The following is a 20,224-nucleotide window of genomic DNA, read 5'->3' as shown; positions in this document are numbered from 1 at the left end:
CGGGCCCCGCGTGCGGTCGACGCGGGGCCCGTGGCGTGGCTATTCGTCGTTCTGGCTGAGGGCCGCGAGCACGTTGAGGTCCTCCAACGTGGTGGTGTCGCCCGTGGCCTGCTTGCCCGCGGCCACGTCGCGCAAGAGCCGGCGCATGATCTTCCCGGAGCGCGTCTTCGGCAGGCCCTCGGCGAAGCGAATCTCATCCGGCCGCGCGATGGCGCCAATCTCCTTGGACACGTGCGCCGCCAGCTCCTTCTTCAGCTCCGGCGACGGGCGGATGCCCGCCTTCAGCGTGACGAAGGCAACGAGCGCGGTGCCCTTGAGGTCATCTGGGCGGCCCACCACGGCGGACTCGGAGACCTTCGCGTGCGCCACGAGCGCGCTCTCCACCTCGGCGGTACCCAACCGGTGGCCGGCCACGTTCACCACGTCGTCCACGCGCCCCATCAACCAGAAGTAGCCGTCCTGGTCCGTGCGCGCGCCATCGCCGGTGAAGTAACGACCCGGCAGCTCGCTGAAGTACGTGCGCACGTAGCGCTCGGGGTCGCCGTACACGCTGCGCAGCATGGACGGCCACGGCTTGGTGATGAAGAGCAGTCCGCCCTGCCCGCGCGGCACCGGCTTGCCCGAGCGGTCGAGAATCTCGGCGTGGATGCCGGGCAGCGGGAAGGTTGCCGAGCCCGGCTTGGTGGGCGTGGCCCCGGGCAAGGGGGAGATCATGATGCTGCCCGTCTCCGTCTGCCACCACGTGTCCACCACCGGGCAGCGCCCGCCGCCGATGACGTCGCGGTACCACATCCACGCCTCGGGGTTGATGGGCTCGCCCACGCTGCCCAGCAGGCGCAGCGAGGACAGGTCGTGCTTGCGCGGGTGCTCCTCACCCAGGCGCATGAAGGCGCGGATGGCGGTGGGCGCGGTGTAGAGGATGGTGGCCTTGTAGCGCGCGATGATCTCCCAGAAGCGATCCGGTCCTGGGTGGACCGGCGCGCCCTCGTACATGACGGTGGAGACGCCGTTCATCAGCGGGCCGTAGACGACGTAGCTGTGCCCCGTCACCCAGCCCACGTCGGCCGTGCACCAGTAGACGTCGTCGTCGCGCAGGTCGAACACCCAGCGCGTGGTGAGCGAGGCGCCCAGCGCGTAGCCCGCCGTGGTGTGCAGCACGCCCTTGGGCTTCCCCGTGGAGCCGGAGGTGTAGAGGATGAACAGCGGGTGCTCGCTCTCCACCCACTCCGGCTCGCACACGTCGGACTGGCCCTTCACCAGCGCATCCCACGCCACCCACTTGGGGCCCGAGGGGCTCTCCACGTCCGCCGTGCGCTTCAGCACGACGACCTTCTCCAGGCTCGGCGTGTTCGCGAGCGCCGCCGTCACGTTCTTGAGCAGCGGCACCACCGCGCCCTTGCGCCAGCCGCCGTCCGCCGTGAGGAGCACGCGCGCGCCCGCGTCGTTCATGCGCTCCTGCAGCGCCTCGGCGGAGAAGCCACCGAACACCACGGAGTGCACCGCGCCGATGCGCGCGCACGCCAGCATGGCCACCGCGGCCTCGGGCACCATGGGCAGGTAGATGCCCACGCGGTCGCCCTTGCGGACGCCCAGCGACTTGAGGCCGTTGGCCAGTCGGTTCACCTCCGCGGAGAGCTCGCCGTAGGTGATGCGGCGCCGGTCCCCGGGCTCACCCTCGAAGAGGATGGCGGGCTTGTCCTTGAGCGCCGGCAGGTGCCGATCCAAGCAGTTGTACGCAAGGTTGGTGCGGCCCTCGACGAACCAGCGCGCGTGGGGCGGCTTCCAGTCGAGCACGGTCTGGAAGGGCTCCTTCCAGTACAACTCCTCGCGGGCCCGGTCGCCCCAGTACTTCTCCGGATCCTTCGCGGCCTCGTCCCACAGCCGCTGATAGTCCTGCATGCCTCGGATGTGGGCTCGCCGCGCGAACGCCTCGGGCGGCGGGAAGACGCGAGCCTCGGTCAGGACCGAGTGGATCTCCTGCGGTGTGTCAGCCATGGGGCTCCCCTCCAGACAGGTGGCAACGCCCCCCGTTCTAGGAACCCCGGGCACTCAACTCAAGACTCCGGCACGCACCGTTTGTCATCCTGAACGGCCTGGTAGCGGATCCACAGCTCGCACGAGCAGCGCTCCAGGCGGTTGGACTGGTAGATGACCCGCAGGACGCCATCGAACTGCGTCGCGCACTGCGTCGTGCCCTCCATGTGGACGCTCACATCGTCCAGGAGGCACTCCAGCCCGTTGGTGTTGGTGCTGACGTTGGCCACGCTGCCGTCGGCGGTGAAGGACTCTCCCTCCTCGAGGAAGAAGCCGATGAGCTGCATGTTCTGCACGCCGAAGTCGATGCGGACCACGCGGCCGGTGATTTGGAGCGCGAGGTGGAGATCCGCCTGCGTCTCCCTGAGCAGCTCGCAGTCGTCGCGCAGCACCTCGGTGGGCGTGATGTTGTACTCGCCTTCGCGCTGAGCGAACGGCAGACAGGCCGTCTGCGTGAGAGCGGAACAGACGAGGAGCGCAAGCACGAAGCGTCGGAGGGTGGACACGGCTCTCACCATACCCCACGGGATGCACGCGGCGCGGTGCGTCCGCGGCGGCAGGGGGTAGAGTGCGTCCCCATGCCCGAATACCGCAACCCCAAACCCACCGTGGACTGCATCATCGAGCTGCCAGGGGACCGCATCGTGCTCATCCGGCGCGCCAATCCGCCTGTGGGATGGGCCCTGCCCGGCGGCTTCGTGGACGAGGGCGAGCCGTTGGACAAGGCGGCCGTCCGCGAGGCCCGGGAGGAGACGGAGCTGGAGGTCACCCTGGAGGAGCAGTTCTTCACGTACTCGGACCCCAAGCGCGACCCGCGGCTGCACACCATCTCCACGGTGTTCATCGGCAGGGCGCAGGGCGAGCCGCACGGCGCGGATGACGCCGCCGAGGCTCGGGCCTTTCCGGTGAGCGCGCTGCCGCAGGACCTGTGCTTCGACCACGGCACCATCCTCTCGGACTACCTGACCTACAAGCGGACGGGGAAGCGCCGGAAGCTGTAGCCCGCGCCACGGATGCACTACCTCTTCGTCCTCCTCGCCCTCGAGGCGCTGCTCGTCGTGCACGAGCTGGGGCACCTCATCGCCGCGCGCTTGCTCGGCGTGCCGGTGCCGAGGTTCACGTTCGGCTTCGGGCCGCCCGTGCTGTCGTTCAGCGTGGGGGGCACGCGGTTCATCGTGGGGGCGGTGCCGCTGGGCGCGGCGGCACATCTGCAGGGGATGAATCCGCATCGCGCGGACGCGGCCGAGGAGACCGCCTTCGACCGGCGCCGTCCCTGGAGGCGACTGCTCATCATCGTGGCGGGGCCGCTGGCCAACTACGTGGTGGCGGTGGGAATCCTGCTGGGGCTGTACCTGTCCGGAACGCACGTGGTGGTGCCGTTGACGGTGGGCACGGTGCTGCCGGGCTCCGAGGCGGCGCGCGCGCAGTTGCTTCCGGGAGACCGCATCGTCCACGTGGACGGCAAGGCGCTGTCGAGCTGGTCGGAGTTCGTGGAGCGCATGGCGCAGGGGACAGGCCGCGCGTTGACGCTCGGGGTGGACCGGCACGGCGAGGCGCGCGAGGTGACGGTGCGCCCCCGCGCCGACGAGCGAGGCCAGGGCCGCATCGGCGTGAGTCAGCAGTACGTCTATCGCACGCATGCCCCCGGCGAGGCGCTGAAACAGGCGCTCGTGCACACGGCGAACGTGGCGGCCGAGGGCCTCGCGACGATGACCGAGCTGCTCCAGGGCCATGACGCGGGCCCGGGCGGCCCGGGGGCACTGATGCGGCAGGAGTCCACGGACGTGGCGACGTCGGACGTGGATGCGCTGTTGCGCGCCTTGGTGGCGGCGTCGGTGGCGCTGGCCTTGTTGACGTTGATCCCCGTGCCGGGATTGGACGGGGGACGGGTGCTGCTGCTGCTCATCGAGGCGGTGAGCGGCCGACGGCTGCCCACGCGAGTGGAGACGCTGGCGCAGACGCTCGGGTTCCTGGCGCTCGCCTCCGCCATCGTGCTCGTGGCGGGAGCGGAGATCCGCCGTGCCCTCCCGAGCGTGCGATTCCCGATGTTCGCGAGCGCCGTGAGTGACGGAGGAGCCACGGCCTCGGTGGACGCGGGGATGAGTGCTCCGGGTCTCGCCGCGCTCCATGCGGACAGCGACAGTGGAGCCGTGACGAGCGTGGATGGAGGGACCCTCGCCGCGTCGGCGGCCCATCTCGATGCGGGCAGCGCGGACGCGGGTGCCCTGGCCGCAATGACTCCACATTGGGATGGGGGCACCACCGACGCGGGGAGCCTCGCCGCGACAGCGCCTCAACCGGCGGATGCTGGCAGCACGAGCACTCCGACGCTCGCGACAGCAACGCCGCTCACGGATGCAGGCATCGCGGGCCCGTCCACGCTTGCCACTTCCGGGCGCCTCACGGACGCGGGGAGCGCGGGCGCACCGTCGCTCGTCACGGCCCCCCCTCTCGCGGATCCGGGCAGCGCAGGCACAGCCACGACAGCACCGCGCGCGGATGCAGGCACCGCAACGCTCGCCACGTCACCACCTCGCGCGGATGCGGGGAGCACCTCAACGGCTCGCATGAACGCGAGCAGCCCCCTCGCGGAGCCGCTGGCCGCATCCGCGGCGCGCGCCGATGCAGGGAGCGCGAATGTTGGAGCGCGTGTCGCGGCGGATCCGCGTCCCGATGCTGGCCGTGCGGACACGAGACAGGTGGCGCAGCCCGCGCCTCCGTGACGCGTCGGACGTGGAGCAAGCGGGCAGGCCCTGCCGTTGGCGACGCAACGGGCCTGCGCGCGTGAGTGGGCCCACCGGGACAGAACGCCTATGCTGGCGCGAACGATGGACACCCGCACTCCGAGCACCCGCGCCCCCGCGAAGGGCGGCCTCTTCTGCGAGCTGTATTGGGGCACGACCCTGTCGGAGGCGTGGAGCTACGGCCCCGACCAGGTGAACATCCACGCAGCACCGGACGAGAAAGCCCCCCTTCCCCTCTACGGCTTCACCCTGCCCCACGAGCCCTTCCTGCTCGCGGAGCGAACCGGCCAGGGCTGGCGCATCCATGTGCCTCCCGCCGCGCGCGTCGAGTACAGCCAATCGGGCGCCGCCTTCGCCCCGCTGTCCAGCGACACCCTCACTGACGGCTCCGGCCAGGACTCCATCGAGCTGCGCGAGGGCATGAGCCTGCGGATCAGCGAGGGCGAGCTGCGGCTCGTCGTGGCCCCCTCCGTCGTGAAGGACGCGCCTCGCCGCTTTGAAACCCAGGACGTGGTCCGGCTCGTCCTCGCCGTCCTGTTCTTCCTCAGCGCCCCCATCGCCTTCCTCACCATGGCGCCAGATCCCGCGCGCCTCGCCGAGACCAACGCGCGCGTGCTCCAGCAGGCCCGCGCCCAGGAAGCCGAGCGCCGCAAGGCCCAAGGCCTGGACAAGCCCGCGCGTCCGATGACGGAGCAGGAACAGGCCGACGCCCAGGACGCGGGCACCCGCATCCGAGTGCCCGCCAGCTTCGGCGTCCGTTAGGACAGCGTCCGCCTACGGCCCCAGCCCCACCCAGACCTCCCCATCCTCGAAGAACTCCTTCTTCCAGATGGGCACATCCTGCTTGAGCCGCTCGATGGCGTGCTCGCAACCGCGGAACGCCTCCGCGCGATGCGCCGCCGCCGCCGCGATGACAACCGCCAGTTCGCCGGGCACCAGCGTGCCCACGCGATGGACAATGGCCAGCCGAGTCCCAGGCCAGCGGACGGCCACCTCGTCTCCAATCTCCGCCAGCTTCTGCTCGGCCATCGGCGCGTAGGCCTCGTATTCCAGCCGCAACACCCGCCGGCCGCGCGTCTGGTTCCGCACCGCGCCCGAGAACGTCACCAGCCCTCCGGCGGATTCACCGGCGACCGCGTCCACCACTTCCTCCAGCCGCAGGGGGCGCGCCACCACGGAGAAGAGCCGCGGCGCGCCTCCCGCGACCGGCGGAATCAGCGCCACCTCCGCGCCCGCGGGCACCGGCGCATCCAACCCCACGAACTGCTGGTTCACCGCCACGCGAAGATGCGGCAGCAACGGCCCAAGCGCGGGGTGCCGCTCCGTCAAGAGTCGCAGCACCTCTGCCACGCTCGCCGACTCCGGCACCTCGAGCGACTCGCGGGATGTCCCAGCGCGCTCCCGCGCCGCGGCGAAATACAGGACGGTCAGAGCCATGGGCATCGTCCTCAGTGCTCGCGCAGGACGACGCGGCCCTTGAGCCGCCCTCCCCCTTCGGTGGGCGTGAAGTCCAAGAAGCCGTGGTCCAGGGGCGTGAGCTGATCCAACAGCGCGCCCACGAAGGCCTGCGCCGCGATGAGCTGCCCCTGCGGCACCCCGGCCACCTCGCGCCGCGCCTGGAGTTCCTCGCGCAGCCGCCCCACGTCCACCATCAGCGACAGGTGTCCCGGACCGAACGCCTCCGCGCCGAACCGCTCGCGAAGCCGCGCGCCCACGTCCCCCGTCGCTTGCCCCGCCAGCGTCTCGCCCGCGAGCAACGTCGCGGCGCGCGAGGTGACCGTCAGCTCCACGGGCTGCTCCAGCAACCGGGTCCGGAAGCGCATGCCGTCATTGAGTCGCTGGAGGTCGTAGCGCAGGCCGCTCTCCTCGAGCTGTCGCGTCAGCAGCTTCAGCACCGGATCCGCCGAGGTGAGTCCCGCCTCCATCACCACCGTGCCCTTGGGCGACGGCTGCCGCGCGCGAATGAAGTCGCGATAGAAGGCCGCCGCGTCGAAGTAGACGAGCATCGCCACGTCGCCGCGCAGGGCCTTGAGCAACGCCTCCGCGTCCACGCCCTGCGCCTTCCAGCGCTCCAGCACCCTCTCGCGCCGCGCCGAGCCCGGCGCGCCGAAGGTCAACCGCGCCAGTTCCTCGGGAGGCACCGACAACTGCGCGACGGCGACCGGCCCCAACACACTGCGAGACAGCACCGCGGCGGCCGGTCCTCGCTCCCCTTCGAGCAGCGGCGCGGACGTGCTCAGGAAACCATCCAGCGACATCTCGGTGGCCTTCACCGCCAACGAGCCCAGGAAGCCACGCACCGTGCCTGCCTCTTCCGGCACCTGCTTGGGCGGAGACGCGAAGAGGAACACATCCCCCGGCGCCACGCGCTCGCGCAGCTCACTGAGCAGCGGCGACTCGGACATGCCAGCCGGGGGCGAGCGCTCCACCTTCGCGCGCAGCGTGGACAAGTCCGCGGGCACGTCCGCGAGCGCCTGCACCGGAGTGCCCTCGGGAGGCGTGTCGGCCGCGTCCGGCACCGCCAGGTACACGTAGCCGCGGTCCGCGAAGAGCAGCATCGCGTGGCCACCGTCCTGCGGCACCACGCGCACCGTGCCGTCCGCCTGCGGGAGCACCTGGTGGCCCGCGCCGCGCAGCTCCTTGGATACCGCATCCATCGCCGCGGGCGTCTCCGTCACCCCCAGCAGCGCCACCACGCCCTCGAAGTCCGGCACGAGGAAGAAGCCAAGCCCCTCCTCCGGATCCACGACGCTGGGCCCGCCGACGAGGCTCCGCAGGACGAGCGGCACGAGCGGCGCTTCCTCCAGCGTCGCGCGCGCGTTCTCCGCGCCGACCAGCCGCTCGTAGAAGTCGACGAGTGGCTCCACGCCGCCATGCAGGCGCGGCAGCCACAGCACCGTCTGCGCATCCGGAGGCACCGCGCGCAGCAACGGACGCGGCACCACGGTGAGTTGGACTCGAGCCGCCTCGGTGTCCGCGCTCAGCGCGCGCACGGTGTACGTGCCTGCGCGCGCGAACGCATGATGCACCTGAGCGGCGGACTGGTGCGGCGTGCCGTCCCCGAAGTCCCACGTGACGACCGGGGCCTTCGGAGACGCGGAGCCGAAGGACTCCGGCACCCCCGCCTCCAGCGTTCGCGCCTGGCCCACCTCGGGCCGCACCGCGTGGCAGCCGGAGGATGCGAGTCCCACGGCGGCCAGACACAACAGGAGCGGCAGAGGCTTGGAAGCGGAACCCAACGGAGGCGGCATATCCGCCCGTTAGTAATCCAGCCCCAGTCCGAACATCCAGCGCCGACTGGACAGGACGAGTCCAGCCTCGCCGAAGTTGTTCACTTCCACGTGCGAGTACTCAGCGAACAGGAACGTGTGGTTCACGCCCAGGTCCGAGTCGAAGTCGCGCGCGAAGCGCGGCTCCAGCACATCCAGCAGGAACGCCACGCCACCCGTGGCCGCCCAGCCCCACTTGCCGCCCGAGGCCTTGTTGCCATTGATGAGGCCCGTGCCGGAGCCCTTGGTCATCCACCACGGCGTGTAGACAAGGCCCAGCTTTCCGTAGGGAATGAGCGGGATGCCCCACTCGAACGCGGCGTAGTCGAACTTGTAGAAGGCGTTGAGCTGAAGCGGCACGAGCTTGAGGGCCGTCTTCTCCGCCGCGGCCTCACCCGAGTCGAGCTTCGCGGGCGCGTACTTCTCTCCGTATCCGACGGAGAGGCCCATGCCCGCGGTGCCGATGCCCTGGTAGAAGAACCGCTGCAGCTCCAGTTCGATGACGAGCAGCGACGCGTCGTTGAACGTCTCTTTGTAGGGCTTCTTCGTGAGCCCCTTCTCCGTGTCGATGCGCGGCATGTAGCCGCCACCGCGGAAGATGACGGCGCCGTGACGCGGCGAGCGCATGGGCGGCGCCGTGATGTCCTGCGCCATCGCCGGCAGCGCGAACAGCAGCGCCGCGATTCCCAACCCCAGGACCCGCCTCATGACACCTTCCTCCGGGACGACAACCAGAAGCCCAGGGCGGCCAGCACCGCGCCACCCGCGAGGCCCCCACCCGTGGCAGCACAGCCCCCCGTCTCATGCCCGCCCGCGGACGCGTACGCATCCGAGATACCCAGGCTCCCCACCGGCGTACCCAGCGCCGTCGCCGAGTCCGGGCTCTTGTTGCCAGCGCGGTCGGTCGTGGTCGCCGTGAGGACATAGGTCACGTCGTTCTTCAGTCCGTCGATGATGACGGCGCCCTCGCCCTCGACCTTCGTGCCAGAGCGCTGCATCGCGGTGACGATTTGCGCCGTCACGATGCGCGGCTGCGCGCCCGCGCCCGACTGTCCCGCATCCCCACCGTCCGTCTGGCCGGCATCCGTCGTGCCCGCGTCCGCCGTGCCCGAGTCCTGCACCGGCTGGGCCTCCTGCGGCACCGCCGTCACGGTGATGGTGGAGTCCGTCTCAGCGGAGACCGACACCGCGAGCGCGGAGTCCCGAGGCGTGACACCCGTGATGACCGGCGCATCCGGCGCCTGAGGGTCATACTTCACGTTGATGGAGTTGCCGACGGACGTGAAGACCGTGTCACACGTCGACGTGCCCACCCCGGACGTGGAGAACTTGCGCGTCGTCGCGCAGATCTTGAAGTTGCGCTCGATGCCCTGGTCATTGCTGCACGAGATGGTGGGAGCACCGTCCGTGGGCACGGCCAGCTTCGCCAGCACCTGCGACACGCTGAAGTTCAGGGTCCCCGACACCGTGGTCGTGTCGCTGGTGGGGATCTCCTTGAGGATCAAGTCATTGGTACCTGGCTGCGAGCTGTTCGACGAGCACGAGCCGCCTGACGCCACCCAGAGGGTGATGACGTCGCAGCTCCCCCCCGAGCGGGAAAAGGTCACCTGACGGCTGGTCTCGCAGTTGTCCTTGGACACGAGCAAGTCCGTGCCGGTGGTGGACGTCACCGAGAACGTGACGCTCTGGGCGAGAGCCGTCGACGCGCAAAGCATGAAGCCGACGAGTAGAAGGCGCATGGGTAGGCGGACGCTAGCAAGCGTGAGGCCACTCACAAGCCCCGCGTGCTCCGTCGGAAATTCTTCGGTTCGCCCACCCCACCGCGTCAAACAGACACGGCGGGATGAGGGGGATTGCCAAAATGTCAGGAAGGCCGTTCCGCCAGCTTGAGGCCGGCCTCGACGAGGTGCTGCGCGGCCCGACCCGCGTTGTCCACGGCAGCGAACAGCGACACCCACTCCGGCGCCTGCGGAAAGGCGCGCACGCGCCCCACCTGGATGGCGGGGTCCGAGACGATGAGCATGGGCATGGGGTAGATGCGCTCGCCGGGCGCATCGAGCACCTTGAGCGAGGGCGACGTCTTGAGCGCGGCCCGCACCTGGTCCACCGGCCCCGGCGTCTTGAGCTGAACGTTCACCGTCAGCCCGTGGCCATGGAACGTGGGGACCTGAACGGCGGTGCCGGCGATGACGGGCACCTCGCCCCGGGCCGCGAAGAGGCGCGCGGCCTCCAGCGTCCAGGAACCCTCCTCCTCGGTCCAGGGCGAGTTCACCATGAAGCCGCCCACCTGGGGCACGAGGTTGAAGCCCACGCGGTGCGGAAAGGCCTGGGGCTCCGGCTCACGCCCCGAGAGCAGATCCGCCGTCTGCTTCTCCAGCTCGGCCACGCCGCGCACGCCCGCGCCGGACACGGACATGAGCGCCGTCACCTGCGCGCGCACCACGCCGAAGGCTCGGCGCAGCGGCTCCAGGATGTGAATCACCGAGGCGGACACCACGCCGGGCAGCGCCACCACGCGGCCCTTGAAGGTGAACTGCGGCCCCAGCGCCTCCAGGTTGAAGCCCGGCAGCACCAGGGGGACGTTGCCGTCGCTCCGAAAGGCGGAGCTGGCGTCCACCACCCAGGCGCCCGCGGCCTGCGCGGCCGGGGCGAGAACACGGGAGGCCTCGGCCGGAGTGGCCAGGAGCGCGAGCCCCACGCCTCGGAACGCCTCCGGCGTCGCCCGCTCCACCTCCAGGGTGTCCTCGCCGTACTCCACCTCGAGGCCCTGGGAGCGCTCGGAGCCGAACGCCCGCACCCGCTCGGCCGGGATGTCGCGCGCGTACAGCGCGGCCAGCACCTCGCGGCCCACCACTCCGGTGGCGCCCACCACGGCGATCTTCAGGTCGTCTCTCATGGCGGGTCCCTTTACGCCACCGGCCGCCACGGCGCGAGCACCTCGCGGCGCTTCAGTCTTCCTTCAACCGCGCCGTGGGCGCGGGCCCGGGCAGCGGAGGGAACTTCGGGTTGCGCTCCGGCTCGGAGGCCCGCACGTAGTGGGGCTCCAGCGCGAAGAGCGCATCCAGCGTCTGGGACGCGGGGATGCGCGCCAGCCGCGCCAGCGACACCGCCGACGGGAACGTGGGGCCCTCCAACAAGCGCTCCGGCGCCACGCCATGCGACACCAGCGCCGCTCGGTAGTCGACGAGCGCCGGCCCCAGCGCCACCGCCCCAGGCTCGGCGGCGAGCTTCGCGGCCACCTCCTCGGGAGACATGGCCGTCTCCGGGGCGAGCGCCTCCACGGACTGGCCGCGCCGCACGTACGCGCCCAGGTACAGGTCGTCCTTGCGCGCCACGGCCAGGCAATACAACGGCACGCCCTCCGGGCCCTCCAGCGCCACCGCCGCCAGCGACGACGCGCCAGCGACCTTCAGCCCCGTCGCGTACGCCAGCGCCTTGAAGGTGGCCAGCCCGATTCTCAACCCCGTGAAGGAGCCCGGCCCCAGGCCCACCACCAGTCCCTCCAGGCTCGCGAGCGCCACGCCATGACGCGCGAGCAGCTCCCCGATGATGCCGGGAAGGACCTCGCTCTGCTTCTGGGGCGGGCCCACCACCGCGTGCTCCACGACGCGCAGGGCCTCGCCCTCGCGCTCCACCAGGGCCAGCGACAACGTCAGCGTGGAGGTATCCAGCGCGAGCAGCACGGCAATCCCTATCGTCAGGAAGGAGACGCCCCAGGGGGCGCCAACAACTCGGACACGCGAGTACCACATCGGTACAGCCGCACGCGCGCCAGTCCTTTGTCGAGCATGCCCAGCGCCTTCGCCGCCGCGCGCGACACGTCGATGATGCGCCCCTCCACGAACGGACCCCGGTCGTTGATCCGCACCTCGACCGAGCGCCCGTTCTCCATGTTCACCACCTTCACGCAGGCGCCGAAGCGCTCGGTGCGGTGGGCCGCGGACAGGGCTTGCTGGTCGAACCGCTCGCCGCTCGCGGTGCGCTGCCCGTGGAGTCCCGGGCCGTAGAACGAGGCCAGTCCCTCGCCCAGGTACGTGCGCGGCATCTTCTCCCGCGTCGTCACGCGCCCCTCGGACGCGTCTTCGGACGGCGTGGGCCGAGCCACCCGCGAGGCACAGCCCGCGAGCAGCCCGCACACCACCGCCAACACCACCGCGCCTCGCATGGCGCTAGTGGCGCGTCACGTCGTTGGTGACGGCCAGCAGCATCAGCAGGATGAGCAGCGCCAGTCCCACGACGTTGGCCACCTCGCGGACGCGGATGGGAATGGGGCGGCGGCGAATGCCCTCCCACACCGCGGACAGCAGGTGGAAGCCATCCAGCACGGGGATGGGCAGCAGGTTCATCACGCCCAGGTTGATGGAGATGATCGCCATCAAGTTCAGGAAGCTGTCCAGGCCCTGCTCGGCGCTCTTCGCGGCCAGCTGGTACATCATGATGGGCCCGCCGATGGTGCGGCTCGACACCTGGAACGTCGCCAGGCCGTAGAGCACCTTCACCATCTGCACGACGATGCGCGGGACGATGAGCACCGCCTCCTTCAGCGCGGCGCCCGCTCCCATGTGCACGGTGACTTCGTCCACCGGGGTCGCGTCAGCGGCGGAGAGCGCCCAGTTGCGCACGCCCAGCACCGGAACCTTGCTGGGCCGGCCCAGCTCGTCCTCCACCGCCAGCGGCGCCTGCGCGAGCGTCTGCGTCTTCTCGCCGTCAGCGCCACGCCACGTCAGGGTGAAGGGCGTCTCCTTCAGCGCGTTGAGCCGCACCGCCAGGGCCATGAACGAGTTGAGCGGCTGGCCATCCATTGACACCAGCCGGTCCCCCGTCGCGAGGCCCGCCTTGGCCGCCACGCTGCCGGGCGCCACCGAGGCCACGTAGAGGTCCGCCGCCTCGGCGCCCAGGGCCGCGGGCCCATCGCCCGTCTGGCGCGGCACGGAGACCTCCACCACCTGGGTCACCCGCCCCATCACCGCGCCCGCCATCACGGGGGACAGGCGGCGCACGACCACCTTCAGCGTGTCGCCCACCGGGTGCTTGTCCAGCACGCGGTAGAGGGCCGCCTCGTCCTGCACGCCCTCGCCGTTGATGGCGATGATGCGATCGAACGTGCGCAGGCCCGCCTGCGCCGCGGCGGATCCGACCGGCACGCCCAGCAAGGGCGTCTTCGCCGGGGCCACGCCGATGATGCCGCGATCCACGGACTCGAGGGCCGTCGACTCGGAGTTCTTCTGCGGCGTCACCTGCACCACGCGCGACTGGCCATCGCGCACCAGCGTGATGGGGATGGGCCGCTCGAAACGCCCGATGAAGGCGTCGCGCATGTCGTCGAACGTGCGGACCTGCTCGCCATCCACCGCCGTCACGCGGTCGCCGGGACGGATGCCGGCGACGGCCGCGGGCATCCCGGGCTCCACGCCGCCCACCAGCGTGGACGTGGCCTGGTGCGGCCCGACGAAGACGAAGAAGTAGACCAGGATGGGGAACAGCAGGTTGAACGCTGGCCCGGCGATCACGATGAGCGCGCGCTTCCACGGCGGCTGGGCCAGGAAGCCTCGGCTGGCTTCTTCCGGGCTGAGTTCCTCGTGGGGAAGGTCGCCCGCCATCTTCACGTAGCCCCCCAAGGGGAGCAGGGCGATCTGGTACTCCGTCTCACCCTTGGTGAAGCCGATGAGCTTCGGCCCGAAGCCGATGGAGAACTTGAGGACCTTCACCCCACAGGCTTTGGCCACGATGAAGTGACCAAACTCGTGCACCGTGACGAGCACGCCCAGCAGCAGGACGAAGTACCCGGAGTTGTGGAGCATGGGCGCAAGAGTAATCGCGGGTGCCAGGACGGACAACGCGCATCCGACCCCGGGCACCAGACGGGCAGGCGCGAAAACAGCCACTTACGGCAACAGGCCCCGCACGAACTGCACGTAGACGAACACCAGCGGCGCGTTGAAGAGCAGCGCGTCGATGCGGTCCAGCACGCCGCCATGTCCCGGGATGAGCGACCCCGAGTCCTTCACCGAATAGGCCCGCTTGAGCATGGACTCGCACAGGTCGCCAATGGGCCCGAGCACTCCGCCGGCGATGCCGAGCAGCACGCAGTCCCACGCGGTGAAGACAGGGAAGAAGAATCCCCGGGCGATGAACATTCCCAGCACCGAGCCCACCATGCCGCCGAAGAAGCCCTCCCACGTCTTGTTGGGGCTCACCGCCGGGTAGAGCTTGTGCTTTCCGAGGAAGCGACCCGCGAAGTAGGCCAGCGTGTCATTGGCCCAGGTGATGGTCAGCGCGCAGATGACCCACGCCAGCCCGTCCTGGGGCAGCAGGCGCAGGGCGGACAGCGCCGTGAGCCCAATGCCGCTGTAGAGGAAGCCCGTGACGAGGTGCGCCGCGCGCGAGGGCGCCTCGGCCAGGGGGCCGTGGAACAGGTGGTAGATCCACGCGAAGAAGAAGAAGACGGCCGTGACCCAGAAGGCCGTCTCGCCCGTGCGCGCGGCGTCTCGCAGCGGCAGGAAGGGCAGCAGGGCGGCGGCGGCCATTCCGACCCAGGCGGCCACGCCCAGGCGCTTCTGGGTGATGAAGTAGTACTCGCCGGCACATGCCGCCGCGGCGGCGCCGAGGAGGCCCGCGCTGAGCACCCCGCCCTTGAAGAGCAGGAACAGCACGAGCGGCAGGAGGGTCACCGCCGTGACGGCGCGGATGATGAGGTTTTTATTCTTCTCGTTCACGCCTTGGCCCGCTGGGGAGTGTCCTCCCGCTGCACCTGCGCGGAAGTCAGACCGAAGCGCCGCTCCCGGCCCTGATACTGGGACAGGCAGCGCAGGAACTCATCGGTCCTGAAGTCCGGCCAGAGCGCGTCCGTGAAGCACAGCTCCGCGTACGCGAGCTGCCAGAGCAGGAAGTTGGAGACGCGCTGCTCGCCACTGGTTCGCACCACCAGGTCCACCGGAGGCAGGCCCTGCGTCCACAGACGCGACTCCAGGTCTGTCTCCTCCAGCCGAGCCGGGTCCAACTCACCCCGCGCCGCCGCCTCTGCCAGCCCGCGCGCGGCCCGGAGGATCTCCTCGCGGCCGCCGTAGGACAGCGCCAGGGACAGGACCATGCCCGTGTTGTGCGCCGAGTCGGCGATGAGCCGCTCCAGCGGCTCGCGCACGTACCGGGGAAGCTTGTCCACCTCGCCAATGGCGTTGAGGCGGATGCTGTTGTCGAGGATCTCCGACCGCTCCGACTCCAGGTACTCGCGCAGCAGCTCCATCAGCCCCGCGACCTCCTCAGCGGGGCGGGCCCAGTTCTGCGACGAGAAGGCGTACAGGGTAATCGCCGGGATGCCGAGCCGGCGCGCGGCGCGGGTGACCTCGCGCACACTCACGCTGCCCTCGCGGTGGCCTTCCAGCCGAGGCAGACCTCGGGACTCAGCCCAGCGCCCATTGCCGTCCATGATGATGCCCACGTGGCGCGGCAGGGGCCGGGCCTTGACCTGCAGTTCGAGGGCGCTGGGTACGGGGGGGCGTTCCATGAAGCCGCGCACCCTAGCGGTGGCGCCGCGTCGCGTCCACGGGCGCGTGACCCAGCCGTCCCCCCGCAGCGCTGGACGGTCGCGACCGCCGCGCGAGCGGCGCCTGGGCCTGGAGGAGGTGCGCCAATGTAGGCTCACTCCGCCTGGAGGTTGAGCTTGAAGAGCGTGGGGTCCCCGGGTTTGACCTCGACCTGGCGGGTGACTTCTTTCTGGAGGTCACGGTTGACCAACCGCACGACATGCATCCCCACGGTGACCTCGACGGGGTCCAAGGGCGTCTGCCCCAGGTTCTTTCCATCGAGGAACACGGTCGCGTACGGGCGGATCCGGAACTCGAGCATGGCGCGGCGGACGGGCGCCGGCGGAGGCGGCGCGCGACGCACGGACGGCGGGGAGGATGGACGCACGTCGCGCTGAGCGACCTTGGGCGCGGGTGGAGGCGTGGGCATCTCCGGGGTCGGCGAAGTGGGATGTGCCTGCGCGCGGCTGCCTGCATCTGCCACGGTGGGCGTCGAGGCGCCGACAGACTGCGCCGCGGCCATCGGCTCCGAGGGAAGCGTGCTCCCCTGCCCCGCTTCCCCGGGAGCAGTACCGAGGGAGTCTGGAGCCGTGGCGCCGCCCGCAGGGTGAGCGCCGTCACCTGATGGAGCGGCCTTCTCGGCGATGGGCGGCGATGCGCCCTCACGTTCTTCGGCAGCCGCCAAAGGTGCGCCCTCTGGAGCCGTGTTGCGCGCCACGGGCTTGGCATCGAGAGACGGCTCACCACTCCCCGCGACTCCGGGTTCACGTGATGGGGGCTCAGCGGTGGAGCCCGGCAACGCAGCGTCGCCCTCCGTCGGCCCTGAGCCGCGCGTCAGGGCGACCCCACCGACAATCAGGAGCAGGCCCACCACCGCCGCGACGAGGACTCCGCGTCGGCCGCCGGACGAAGGCACGGACTGTTCGGGAGGGGCCAGGGTGGCGGCATCGACTGGAGTCGCCACGCGAACAGTGGGCCGCTCTGGAGTCCTACGCGGCCCCGCGATGGCCTTGGGCGGTCGAGGTCCCTCGGAGTCCGTGGGCGGCGTGGTCGAACGCCCCTTCGCCAAGGCCCCCGCCTCCGCATCCCCGGCGCGGGACACGGGCACCGTCTGCGAGGATGGCTTGGCCAGGCGATCACGCCCACCGTTGGGGACCGCCGCACCACCCACCGCAGGCGACGCGGGCACAGCATCTGAAGACAGCGAAGCAGCGCGCCCGCGTCCACCCGCCGGAGCCACGACGGCCCCCGCTCCAGGAGAAGCGGGCACCGCGTCCGACGAAGGCGAAGCAGCGCGCCCGCGAACCCCCGCCCCAGGCGATGCATCCACGGTCGGCGCTCCGCCGCGCTCTTTCCCGCCCGGCGGAGTGGCCTTCACTCCCGCCGCGGGCGTCGCGGGGTCGGTCCGATCATCGGGGTCGCGCTTCTCGGCAGGCGCTCCCAGCTTGGCGGGACTCGGCTTGGGCTCCGCTCGCGCGGCCTTCTCCGCGGCCTCACGCGAAGGCGTCACGGGCGAAGGCAGCGCCCCACCTCCCCCTTCCGAGTCCGTCACCTGTGCCACGAACTGGGCGATCTGATACGCGCCCACCGGCTCGCCCTCGGACAGGAGGAAGCGCTCCAGATCCGACTGCAGCGCGCGGCAGTCCGGATAGCGCGCCTCCCGGTCCTTCTCCAGCACGCGATCCAGGATGCGCTGCATCGCGACCGGCAAGCCCGGCCGCCGCTGGACCGCGGGCACGAAGGGCTCGAACAGGATGGCCTGCATCATGCTGACCTCGGTCGTCGCGTCGAAGGGACGCCGCCCGGTCAGCAGTTCGTAGAGCACGACCCCCAGCGCATACACATCCACGCGCCGGTCCATGTTCCGCCCCTGGAGCTGCTCGGGCGGCATGTACGCCACCTTCCCCTTCACCACGCCCGTCTGCGTGCGGTGCCCCTGCCCCGCTACCTTCGCGATGCCGAAGTCCACCACCTTCACCGAGCCTTGCCGCGAGACGAGCACGTTCTCCGGGCTCACATCCCGGTGGATGAGACCCAGCGCCGAGCCCGTCTCCGGGTCCACCAGCTCGTGCGCGAACGCGAGCCCCTCCGCCGCCGACGCCACCAGCTTGGCGCAGATGCCCACGGGCAGCTCGCGCCCCTGCTCCCCCGAGCGCTTGATGAGCCGCCGCAGGTGCGGCCCATCGATGAACTCCATGGCCAGGAAGTAGCTGCCCTCCGCCTCACCGAAGTCGAAGATCTGCACGATGTTCGGGTGGTTGAGCTGCGCCGCCAGCTTCGCCTCCCCCAAGAACATCTCGACGAACGCCTCGTCCTCCGCCAGGTGCGGGAGGATGCGCTTGAGCACGAGCGTCTTCTCGAAGCCCATGGGCCCCGCGGCCTTCGCGAGGAACACCTCCGCCATCCCTCCGGAGGCGAGTTTGCGGATGAGCTGATACTTCCCCAGTTGCATTGACGGGAGGATTCTCCGGTTTGTCGGAAAAGGGAAACCCTCTTGGTTGCCGGGCGTCCCACCCAGCACACCCCGGCGCAGGCGCACTGGGTGTTTGACCCTGGCGTGACCGGGTTCGTAGGATCCTGCCCCCCATGCCCCCGAAGGCCATTGGCCCCTACCACGTCCTGGAGACGCTCGGCAGCGGCGGGGCCGGGACCGTCTATCGCGCCCTGGACCGCCGCACGAACGACGAGGTCGCGCTGAAGCTGTTGTCAGCGGGCCCGGCGCTGGACGCGCGCGCGTCACAACGGCTGGCGCGCGAGTTCGAGACGCTCGCGGACCTCTCCCACCCCAACGTGGTGAAGGTCTTCGACGCTGGCGTCCATCAGGGCTGGCCGTACCTGGCCATGGAGCTCATCGAGGGCCTCACGCTGCGGCCCTACCTGGAGATGCGCGGCACGGAGCTGCTCTCACCACCGAGCGGCCACACGCCCCGCCGCTCCCTCTCCGTGCGTCGCACGGCCGACGACGACTTCGGCAGCGACAGCGATCGCGAGCCCTTCGACGACTCCGACGACGACGTCCTCCCGGGCACCTTCAACCTGGATGCCTTCGCGGAGGAGTCTCCCAGCGAGGACCTCGCCAGCTTCCAGGGCGACGCCGCGCACCCCGAGTCGGACTCCGATGACTCGATGGATCCGCCGCGTCCCGCGCCCGCGCCCAAGAAGGCCCCCGTCCCCACCGCGCCGCGCATGGAGGACCTCAACCGGCCCGAGCGCTTGGGTCGCCTCAAGGACGCCATGCTCCAGGTCTGCGAGGCGCTCGCGTACATCCACGGGCACGGGCTGGTGCACCGCGACCTCAAGCCCTCCAACATCATGGTGGATGAGGATCGCCAGGTGCGACTGATGGACTTCGGCCTGGCGAAGTTCCTCGCGGACGACGCGCAGATCACCGCGGACGGCAAGCTGGTGGGCACCTACCGGTACATGGCGCCGGAGCAGATCCTCGGCGAGCCGCTGGATGGTCGCGCGGACCTGTACAGCCTGGGCGTCATCCTGTACGAGCTGCTCGGTGGGCGTCCGCCGTTCGACGCCAAGACACCGCACGAGCTGTGGCGACAGGTCCTGGAGACCGAGCCGCCACCCCTGCTCGCGCTCAACCTGCATGGGGACCCTCAGTTCGCGCGGGTCGCCCACCGCCTCATCCGCAAGGAGCCGGACGATCGGTTCCAGACGGCCGAGGAAGTCTACGAGGCCCTCTCCGAGTGAGCACCCCCACCACGCACACCCTCACCGTGGACGCCGAGAAGGCGGGCCAGCGGGTCGACCTCTTTGTCGGTGAGGCGCTCGGGCTGTCCCGTGCGCGCCTCAAGCGCCTGTTCGATTCAGGCGCGGTGCGCGTCAACGGGCGCCCCGCGAAGAAGGGCCTCACCATCACGGCCGGCCAGCAGGTGTCCGTCGTGGTGGAGCCCGACGCCCCCGAGGCCGTGCCCGACGAGGGCTTCCCCCTGGTCGTCCTGCACGAGGACGCCACGCTCGTGTTCGTGGACAAGCCCGCGGGTCGGCCCTCGCATCCGCTCCAGCCCGGCGAGACGGGCACCGTGGCCAACGCGCTCATCGCGCGCTATCCCGAGTGCGCCCAGGCGTCGCTGTCTCCGCGCGAGGGCGGCCTCTGTCACCGCCTGGACGTGGAGACCTCCGGGGTGCAGGTGGCCGCGCGCACGCGCGAGGCCTGGACCACGGTGCGCGAGGCCTTCAGCGAGCGCGCCGTGGACAAGCGCTACCTGGCGCTGGTGACGGGCCCGCTGGTGGACGAGGGCGAGATTGAAGTCCCGCTGCGCCACCACCCGCGCCATCCGGACCGCGTGGAGCCCGCGCCCCACGGCGCCGAGGACGCGCGCGAGGCCCTGTCTCGCTTCCGCGTGCTGGCGCGCTCGGGGGACTACAGCCTCGTCGAGGTGCGCATCCTCACGGGCGTGCTGCACCAGGTGCGCGCGCACCTCGCGGGCGTGGGCGCGCCCATCGTCGGCGACGCGCTCTACGGCGGTCGTGAGTCTCCGGGCCTCTCGCGCTTCTTCCTCCACGCGCGCGCGCTCGAGCTGACGCATCCGGTGACGCAGCAGCGGCTGAACGTGGAGAGCCCGCTGCCGGCCGAGCTGCGCGCGGAGCTGGAGCGCCACGGCCTCACGCTCCCCGAGTCCACGCCGCGCCCCTGAAG

17 protein-coding genes and 1 pseudogene are annotated in these 20,224 nt (G+C 70.8%); 5 read left to right on the top strand and 13 right to left on the bottom strand.

The features are described 5' to 3' along the window. Window positions 1–39: 39 nt before the first annotated feature. On the bottom strand, window positions 40–1,995 hold the full coding sequence (gene acs, locus JGU66_20845; protein ID MBJ6763223.1) for an acetate--CoA ligase: 1,956 nt from the start codon (window positions 1,993–1,995) through the stop codon (window positions 40–42). Window positions 1,996–2,054: 59 nt separating this feature from the next. Beyond that, window positions 2,055–2,552, bottom strand: a complete 498-nt coding sequence (locus JGU66_20840; protein MBJ6763222.1) for a hypothetical protein — start codon at window positions 2,550–2,552, stop codon at window positions 2,055–2,057. 60 nt (window positions 2,553–2,612) lie between these two features. Here JGU66_20840 and JGU66_20835 point away from each other — a divergent pair, with 60 nt between their 5' ends. The 3 genes and pseudogenes from JGU66_20835 (at window position 2,613) to JGU66_20825 (ending at window position 5,540) form a co-directional block, all read left to right on the top strand. After that, window positions 2,613–3,035 (top strand): NUDIX hydrolase, encoded by a 423-nt coding sequence (locus JGU66_20835; GenBank protein MBJ6763221.1) that lies wholly within the window; start codon window positions 2,613–2,615, stop codon window positions 3,033–3,035. Window positions 3,036–3,047: 12 nt separating this feature from the next. Next, window positions 3,048–4,295, top strand: a pseudogene (locus JGU66_20830) (site-2 protease family protein). 567 nt (window positions 4,296–4,862) lie between these two features. Beyond that, window positions 4,863–5,540 carry a hypothetical protein gene (locus JGU66_20825; GenBank protein ID MBJ6763220.1) on the top strand — a complete coding sequence of 226 codons (678 nt, stop codon included), beginning with the start codon at window positions 4,863–4,865 and terminating at the stop codon, window positions 5,538–5,540. 12 nt (window positions 5,541–5,552) lie between these two features. Here JGU66_20825 and moaD read toward each other — a convergent pair whose 3' ends face one another. The 11 genes from moaD to JGU66_20770 all read right to left on the bottom strand — a co-directional run bounded on the left by moaD (window position 5,553) and on the right by JGU66_20770 (window position 18,022). Next, entirely contained in the window at window positions 5,553–6,215 is a 663-nt protein-coding gene (gene moaD, locus JGU66_20820) for a molybdopterin converting factor subunit 1 (protein MBJ6763219.1), read from the bottom strand. A gap of 11 nt (window positions 6,216–6,226) precedes the next feature. Next, the gene (locus JGU66_20815; GenBank protein MBJ6763218.1) at window positions 6,227–8,029 is read right to left on the bottom strand and encodes a PKD domain-containing protein; all 1,803 of its coding nucleotides are present in this window, start codon (window positions 8,027–8,029) and stop codon (window positions 6,227–6,229) included. 9 nt (window positions 8,030–8,038) lie between these two features. Further along, window positions 8,039–8,755: a hypothetical protein gene (locus JGU66_20810; GenBank protein MBJ6763217.1), complete on the bottom strand. Its 717-nt coding sequence runs from the start codon at window positions 8,753–8,755 to the stop codon at window positions 8,039–8,041. Next, window positions 8,752–9,786, bottom strand: coding sequence for a hypothetical protein (locus JGU66_20805; protein ID MBJ6763216.1), 1,035 nt, complete (start codon window positions 9,784–9,786; stop codon window positions 8,752–8,754). Before JGU66_20805 ends, JGU66_20810 begins: the two co-directional genes overlap by 4 nt. A gap of 125 nt (window positions 9,787–9,911) precedes the next feature. Continuing rightward, window positions 9,912–10,943 carry an aspartate-semialdehyde dehydrogenase gene (locus JGU66_20800; protein MBJ6763215.1) on the bottom strand — a complete coding sequence of 344 codons (1,032 nt, stop codon included), beginning with the start codon at window positions 10,941–10,943 and terminating at the stop codon, window positions 9,912–9,914. A gap of 52 nt (window positions 10,944–10,995) precedes the next feature. Further along, complete coding sequence (gene tsaB, locus JGU66_20795) at window positions 10,996–11,730, bottom strand: tRNA (adenosine(37)-N6)-threonylcarbamoyltransferase complex dimerization subunit type 1 TsaB (protein ID MBJ6763214.1); 735 nt, start codon at window positions 11,728–11,730, stop codon at window positions 10,996–10,998. 14 nt (window positions 11,731–11,744) lie between these two features. Beyond that, entirely contained in the window at window positions 11,745–12,212 is a 468-nt protein-coding gene (locus tag JGU66_20790) for a septal ring lytic transglycosylase RlpA family protein (GenBank protein MBJ6763213.1), read from the bottom strand. 4 nt (window positions 12,213–12,216) lie between these two features. Beyond that, the gene (gene rseP, locus JGU66_20785) at window positions 12,217–13,848 is read right to left on the bottom strand and encodes an RIP metalloprotease RseP (GenBank protein ID MBJ6763212.1); all 1,632 of its coding nucleotides are present in this window, start codon (window positions 13,846–13,848) and stop codon (window positions 12,217–12,219) included. Window positions 13,849–13,932: 84 nt separating this feature from the next. After that, window positions 13,933–14,763 (bottom strand): phosphatidate cytidylyltransferase, encoded by an 831-nt coding sequence (locus JGU66_20780; protein MBJ6763211.1) that lies wholly within the window; start codon window positions 14,761–14,763, stop codon window positions 13,933–13,935. After that, a complete protein-coding gene (gene uppS / locus JGU66_20775) occupies window positions 14,760–15,551 on the bottom strand; it encodes a di-trans,poly-cis-decaprenylcistransferase (GenBank protein ID MBJ6763210.1) in 792 nt (263 codons plus the stop codon). The genes JGU66_20780 and uppS overlap by 4 nt, the downstream gene beginning before the upstream one ends. Before the next feature lie 134 nt (window positions 15,552–15,685). After that, window positions 15,686–18,022 carry a protein kinase gene (locus JGU66_20770; protein MBJ6763209.1) on the bottom strand — a complete coding sequence of 779 codons (2,337 nt, stop codon included), beginning with the start codon at window positions 18,020–18,022 and terminating at the stop codon, window positions 15,686–15,688. 134 nt (window positions 18,023–18,156) lie between these two features. On the opposite strand from JGU66_20770, the gene JGU66_20765 reads away from it, so the two are divergent. After that, window positions 18,157–19,275: a serine/threonine protein kinase gene (locus JGU66_20765; GenBank protein MBJ6763208.1), complete on the top strand. Its 1,119-nt coding sequence runs from the start codon at window positions 18,157–18,159 to the stop codon at window positions 19,273–19,275. Further along, complete coding sequence (locus tag JGU66_20760; protein MBJ6763207.1) at window positions 19,272–20,222, top strand: RluA family pseudouridine synthase; 951 nt, start codon at window positions 19,272–19,274, stop codon at window positions 20,220–20,222. Before JGU66_20765 ends, JGU66_20760 begins: the two co-directional genes overlap by 4 nt. The last annotated feature ends 2 nt before the right edge of the window (window positions 20,223–20,224 follow it).

The sequence above is a fragment of the Myxococcaceae bacterium JPH2 genome (genome assembly GCA_016458225.1).
GTDB lineage: Bacteria > Myxococcota > Myxococcia > Myxococcales > Myxococcaceae > Citreicoccus.
Note: the sequence above shows the minus strand (reverse complement) of the source record. Positions and strands in the feature narration are given on the sequence as shown.

What these genes read in the sequence shown, in the direction of transcription:
- rseP (MBJ6763212.1), bottom strand. Translation starts at nt 13,848, where the DNA reads ATGCTCCACAACTCCGGGTACTTCGTCCTGCTGCTGGGCGTGCTCGTC.
- JGU66_20840 (MBJ6763222.1), bottom strand. Translation starts at nt 2,552, where the DNA reads ATGGTGAGAGCCGTGTCCACCCTCCGACGCTTCGTGCTTGCGCTCCTC.
- uppS (MBJ6763210.1), bottom strand. Translation starts at nt 15,551, where the DNA reads ATGGAACGCCCCCCCGTACCCAGCGCCCTCGAACTGCAGGTCAAGGCC.
- JGU66_20770 (MBJ6763209.1), bottom strand. Translation starts at nt 18,022, where the DNA reads ATGCAACTGGGGAAGTATCAGCTCATCCGCAAACTCGCCTCCGGAGGG.
- moaD (MBJ6763219.1), bottom strand. Translation starts at nt 6,215, where the DNA reads ATGGCTCTGACCGTCCTGTATTTCGCCGCGGCGCGGGAGCGCGCTGGG.
- acs (MBJ6763223.1), bottom strand. Translation starts at nt 1,995, where the DNA reads ATGGCTGACACACCGCAGGAGATCCACTCGGTCCTGACCGAGGCTCGC.
- JGU66_20790 (MBJ6763213.1), bottom strand. Translation starts at nt 12,212, where the DNA reads ATGCGAGGCGCGGTGGTGTTGGCGGTGGTGTGCGGGCTGCTCGCGGGC.
- JGU66_20815 (MBJ6763218.1), bottom strand. Translation starts at nt 8,029, where the DNA reads ATGCCGCCTCCGTTGGGTTCCGCTTCCAAGCCTCTGCCGCTCCTGTTG.
- JGU66_20835 (MBJ6763221.1), top strand. Translation starts at nt 2,613, where the DNA reads ATGCCCGAATACCGCAACCCCAAACCCACCGTGGACTGCATCATCGAG.
- JGU66_20825 (MBJ6763220.1), top strand. Translation starts at nt 4,863, where the DNA reads ATGGACACCCGCACTCCGAGCACCCGCGCCCCCGCGAAGGGCGGCCTC.
- JGU66_20765 (MBJ6763208.1), top strand. Translation starts at nt 18,157, where the DNA reads ATGCCCCCGAAGGCCATTGGCCCCTACCACGTCCTGGAGACGCTCGGC.
- JGU66_20805 (MBJ6763216.1), bottom strand. Translation starts at nt 9,786, where the DNA reads ATGCGCCTTCTACTCGTCGGCTTCATGCTTTGCGCGTCGACGGCTCTC.
- JGU66_20810 (MBJ6763217.1), bottom strand. Translation starts at nt 8,755, where the DNA reads ATGAGGCGGGTCCTGGGGTTGGGAATCGCGGCGCTGCTGTTCGCGCTG.
- JGU66_20800 (MBJ6763215.1), bottom strand. Translation starts at nt 10,943, where the DNA reads ATGAGAGACGACCTGAAGATCGCCGTGGTGGGCGCCACCGGAGTGGTG.